Annotated in this window: 1 protein-coding gene; it reads right to left on the reverse strand. The window is 60.0% G+C overall.

The window, feature by feature from the left end:
* Positions 1-230: molybdopterin dinucleotide binding domain-containing protein (locus tag R2R70_RS23635; protein WP_410979438.1), on the reverse strand; the 230-nt coding region annotated here is incomplete at both ends.

Consider the following 230-nt stretch of genomic DNA (forward strand, 5'->3'; position numbering starts at 1 on the left):
GCGCCAGCTGCGATGTACCGATGTCGATGGTCAACACGTTGGGGTTACCGTATTTGCACAGCGCACCAGGCTCGCCGCCTTTATCTGGATCGTACCATGCCCCTTCGTGAATTCGTGCCACGCCGGGTGCATAGCGGTCAGAAACCACTGCCCCTGCCAACACCTGACCGCGAGCGTTAAAGACGCGTACCACATCACCGTTACGAATACCGCGCGCGCTGGCATCCTGC

Source organism: Cobetia sp. SIMBA_158, from assembly GCF_046566945.1.
Classification (GTDB): domain Bacteria; phylum Pseudomonadota; class Gammaproteobacteria; order Pseudomonadales; family Halomonadaceae; genus Cobetia; species Cobetia amphilecti.